Here is a 4,918-nt window from a genome sequence, read left to right on the forward strand (position 1 = left end):
TAGGAGATTTTTTGTGAGAAATATATATGAAATCAAATACTTAAAGTATTCAGCTACTAAATATCGTAATCATGTCGGGATTTCTTTTTTTGTTGTGCTTAAAGGTAAGGTTATGATGACGATTAAAGATGAAAGCACTTTTTACGAAGAAGGTGAAACATTTATTGTTAAGCATAATGAATGTTATAAACTAGATGTATTGGAAGGGAATATTGTTGTACAGATTCATTTATACGAATCATTAATTGAAACGATGGTACCAGAATTATTATCTAATCATGGCCATCTTACTTCACAATCAGAAATTATGATGTTAAGAGATCAGTTGATATATTTATGTTGTTTAAATTTAACACACAACAACAATCAGAATTTAAAAATCATGAAACAACTTATATCTATTTTAGAAATTTATAAAGAACGTTTATTTTTAAATAATCATGATTGTCCAATTATTCATAAAAATGTTAATCCAATAATTGAAGAAATTAAAGATTATATTTTTGAGCATTACAACGAACGTATTACAATTAATACATTCACGCATAAGTAACATTTATCTGAGTCATATTTTTCGAAAATGTTTAAAGAACAAATGGGTGTGAATTTTAAAGATTATTTAACAGATATTAGATTATTAAATAGTATATATGATTTAATTCATACGCATGAAAAAGTAATAGATATTTCTGAAAAACATGGATTCTATAATGTTTCTGCTTATATTCATTCTTTTAAATTATATTATGGTGTCACGCCGAAAAAATATAGAGATATGATTCAAAATAAAAATACACAATTTGCGCGACCAAGCTTTTTTAACGAGGTAGATAACGAAAAAAATCTTTCTATAGATGAAATTAAATTTTATTTAAGACATTTTGAACAAAAATATACCCAAACAGTTTGCACATAGCCAATGAACATAAAAAAGCAGTCTAGAAAATATGCTAGACTACTTTATGTTTATGATTGGGCAATATATTTTTTAATAACTTCTTTATTTTTCTCTTTAAATACATCATTATGACTTGAGACACGACCGCCTTCTTGTGCGTCAGGATCAATATAACTTTTTGCTAAGTTAGCTGCATTGGCAGAGTCATTAAAGCAAGATGCGATTAAATGAACTTTCGCGTCATGTTTAAGGATGTCTCCAGCTCCAAAAATACCAGGAACAGACGTTTGACTATTTCCTAAACCTTCAATAAAGAAATCATTTACTAAATTAACTTTAGTTTGTGCGTTATGAAGTAATTCAGACTCACGATCAAAACCATGACTAATAATAACTTCGTCAACTGGGATGATTTCTTGTTCTTTCGTTTCCACATTCTCTAATACGACTTCTGAAATCATTGGTTTATCAGGGTGACTGTTAAGTTGCTTAATAGCCATGCTCGGTTTCTTACTAATATCGAGCTTATCTAATAATTGACGCATATGTTCATGACCGGATATTTCTTCTTTTCTATAACAAATCGTGACACTTTTAGCATATTCAGATAAATCACAAGCCCAGTCTAATGCAGAATTTCCAGCACCTGAGATCAGTATATGCTTATTTTTATATTTTTGAATAGATTGAACGACATAATTTAAATTTGAAAGTTCAAAGCGTTCAGCACCTTCAATATCTAGCGTAAGTGGTTTAATGATCCCGCCACCAATAGCAATAATGATAGATTTAGAATGGTATTCGTTTCCTTTTGCTGTATATAAAATAAAATGTTGTTCTTCAACTTTTTTAATATCGACAACTTTTTCTTCTAAACAAACTTCTGGACCAAAATGAAGGCCTTGTTGAACTAAGTCTTGGATGACTTCATAGCAAGGTTTTGGAGCTATAGCGCCAATGTCCCATATGACTTTTTCAGGGTATACATGCATTTTGCCGCCTAATTTACTTTGGAAATCTAGTATTCTTACGCTCATTCCTCTTAACCCGGAATAGAAACTCGCGAACAAACCCGCAGGACCCCCGCCTATAATCGTAACGTCTGTCATATTCATCAGTCATGATTCCTCCTATATTTCAACTTATTATCATTATCCTATATTTGCAAATGATAATCAATATCAATGAGTTGATTGTCATAATATATTAATAGAAAGAACTCGTAATTTTTTTAATTTATCAGAAATTGTGAGAAGATTTAGTAAGTTGGGAGGTATTTTTTGAAAAAAGTATTATATTTTATAAGACATGCCGAATCACCATTTGTCTTCGGAAAAGAAAGAGAGAGACCGCTCTCTGATAAAGGAATAGAAGATTCTTTTAAAATAATGAGAGAATTAGAAGAGATTAATTTTGATTTATATATAAGTAGTCCTTATACAAGAGCTATACAGACTATCGAACCTATGTGTCGAAAGGAAAATATTAAACTATATGAAGCTTTAAAAGAAAAGAAATTGAAAGGGAATTATAAGTTGCCAGGGTATAAAATAGAAGAAGCAATTAAAGAATCATTTATTAATAGAGATATGAAACTAGATGGCGGAGAGAGTACTCATGAAGTCCAAAAAAGAGCAATTCCAATAATTGAAGAATTACTAGAAAAAGAGTATGAAAACATAGCAATTGGGACTCATGGCAATATATTAACTTGTATATTGAATTATTATGACGATAAAATAGGGTATGATTTTTGGAAGAATTCAAGCAAACCAGATATATATGCAGTTATTTTTGAAAATAAAGAGATTGAATCTATAAATAGAATTAATTATGATGATCTTACTTTTAAAAGCTAGTGTGCCAGGAGTTATAAAAATAAAAAAACCGAGAAAATGATTCATTTCTCGGTTGAATATTGCTTTATGAAATTGGGAATAGAGACTCTATTTGCTGAATGTTATCTTCAGTTAGTTGTACATCTAATGTTGTTAAGTTGTCTATTACTTGATCATTTCGCTTAGCTCCAGGAATAATTACATCCAATGAAGGTTTTGTTAAATAATAGGCAAGTACAATGTGTGCAACTTCAACATTGTGTTCTTGAGCAATTTCTCTTAGTTTATCAACTTTTTTAAGGTTTTCTTTAAACTGCTCACCTTGGAATTCAGGTTTATCCGCTCTTAAATCGTCGAAAGTTGTATTTTCATCATATTTACCTGCAAGTAATCCAGCAGCTAATGGGAAGTAAGGAATAAACGTAATATCATTTTCTGCTGTATATTCTAAAATATGTTCGTTTTCGCGATTTAATAAGTTGTATTCATGTTGTATAACATCAACATTTCCATTTTTATTAGCTTCTTTTAATTGTTCTAAAGTAAAATTAGAAACACCAATTGCTTTAATCTTGCCAGCATCTTTTAACTCTTGCAATGCAGCAACTGCTTCATCTTTAGGTGTTTCATCATCTGGGAAATGAATATAATATAAATCTATATAGTCAGTTTGAAGTCTTTTAAGGCTATTTTCAACTTGTTCTTTAAGAAATTCAGGATCATTAGAAAGTTTCGTTTCTTCACCTTCAAAATAATGAGCACCTTTAGTAGCGATGACAACATCTTTTCTGTCATATTCTTTAACAACTTCACCTACAAGTTCCTCAGATCTACCAGGACCATAAATAAAAGCTGTATCTAATAAAGTTACGCCATTATCAATCGCAGCGCGAACAACATCTTTACCTTGTTCTTCATCAAGGTTAGGGTATAAATTATGTCCCCCAACAGCATTTGTTCCTAAACCGATTGGATTGACTTCAATATTTGATTTACCTAACTTAGCTTGTTTTACCATTTAAATCGCTCCTTTCATTACTCTTTATATCTTATCATTCTAATAGGATATTAAAAAAATCATATGCTTATATAAAGTTTGGGAGTAGGGTATGGAAGTTTAGCTTGAATTTAGATTAAGAGATGGCTAAACATTCAAATTAGAGATAAATATCATAAACAAGTTACTAAAGAAGGAGGATTTCATGTCTTTTATAATGATTCTATGCTGTTTTATTGTGCCAATTGCATTGCTATTATATAGTAGCAGAAACAAAGATGAATAATTATTTATAATATAATACTTAACCATACTTTCTTTATAAATTAAATCTTCCTAAGATGCCTTTGGAGATTGCTTATTAATGATCGCTTGTATATAAAGTGCTAAAAGTAATTCTGAACAGTGATGACTGTTAGTTATCGTAATATTATGCTTTTCTCCACGCTTTTTTGTATTCTTATTTTTAGAAAAGTCAAAAAAACTGCTATTTGCTTGAACAACTATCCCATCTTTAGAATCTGAAATAGTAGTTTGATTGCTCATATACGCATTATTGAATGAATACTGTTTATCATCAGATTTAAAAACATATGGTAATTGTTGCTTAATACCTTTATCTTTTAAAAGCTTTCTCATTTCAAAAACACCTATAAACTCACTATTTAAATACACATTATACTTATATCTAAGTGAAAATGCATTTTGTGGAATAATTTTAACTTCATTACTTTCAGAAGTCAGATATGTACTATATATAGGAAAAAACCCAAATAAACTCACAAATTTATGCATCTTATTAAAATATGTTGGAGTATATGTTATATTTTCAAATCCATATACAGGGATAACTTGATTATCTACTAGATATAACGGAGATTGAAAAAAATATTCATTTGATTTTAAGTTTAAATCATTCTTTTCAATTAAATCATAAGTTGAATATTTTTTTTGTAAATATTTTCTAAAGAAAAGTGTTAATACGATAATAAATGTAATCCCTAAAAATAGTAACCATGATAGCCACAAAGGAATATTTAATAATGCACCCTTATCTAAAATAATTGAGATTGTATTAATAGTATTAAATATTAATAAAGTTATCCATATAAGGGTTTCTTTAATCATTGCCAATGATAATAACACTCCTATACATATTTTAATCATGTAAATCCTTACATGTCA

The 4,918-nt window shown here is 29.0% G+C and carries 5 protein-coding genes and 1 pseudogene; 3 read left to right on the top strand and 3 right to left on the bottom strand.

The window, feature by feature from the left end; translation table 11 throughout:
• Positions 1–13: 13 nt before the first annotated feature.
• Both CD129_RS13495 and CD129_RS13500 read left to right on the top strand, forming a co-directional pair.
• On the top strand, positions 14–553 hold the full coding sequence (locus tag CD129_RS13495; RefSeq protein WP_239741079.1) for a hypothetical protein: 540 nt from the start codon (positions 14–16) through the stop codon (positions 551–553).
• A 12-nt stretch (positions 554–565) separates the two neighbouring features.
• Positions 566–916: pseudogene (locus CD129_RS13500) on the top strand (helix-turn-helix transcriptional regulator); the annotation flags it as partial.
• Positions 917–966: 50 nt separating this feature from the next.
• Here the strand turns inward: CD129_RS13500 and CD129_RS11075 are convergent.
• Positions 967–2,007: an NAD(P)/FAD-dependent oxidoreductase gene (locus CD129_RS11075; RefSeq protein ID WP_115337942.1), complete on the bottom strand. Its 1,041-nt coding sequence runs from the start codon at positions 2,005–2,007 to the stop codon at positions 967–969.
• 171 nt (positions 2,008–2,178) lie between these two features.
• On the opposite strand from CD129_RS11075, the gene CD129_RS11080 reads away from it, so the two are divergent.
• A complete protein-coding gene (locus CD129_RS11080) occupies positions 2,179–2,757 on the top strand; it encodes a phosphoglycerate mutase family protein (protein ID WP_107559362.1) in 579 nt (192 codons plus the stop codon).
• A gap of 64 nt (positions 2,758–2,821) precedes the next feature.
• Here CD129_RS11080 and CD129_RS11085 read toward each other — a convergent pair whose 3' ends face one another.
• Positions 2,822–3,754, bottom strand: a complete 933-nt coding sequence (locus CD129_RS11085) for an aldo/keto reductase (RefSeq protein ID WP_016912777.1) — start codon at positions 3,752–3,754, stop codon at positions 2,822–2,824.
• A 315-nt stretch (positions 3,755–4,069) separates the two neighbouring features.
• Positions 4,070–4,867, bottom strand: a complete 798-nt coding sequence (locus CD129_RS11090; RefSeq protein WP_208430547.1) for a hypothetical protein — start codon at positions 4,865–4,867, stop codon at positions 4,070–4,072.
• Positions 4,868–4,918: the final 51 nt, after the last annotated feature.

Source organism: Mammaliicoccus fleurettii, assembly GCF_003970575.1.
In the GTDB taxonomy this organism is placed as follows: domain Bacteria; phylum Bacillota; class Bacilli; order Staphylococcales; family Staphylococcaceae; genus Mammaliicoccus; species Mammaliicoccus fleurettii.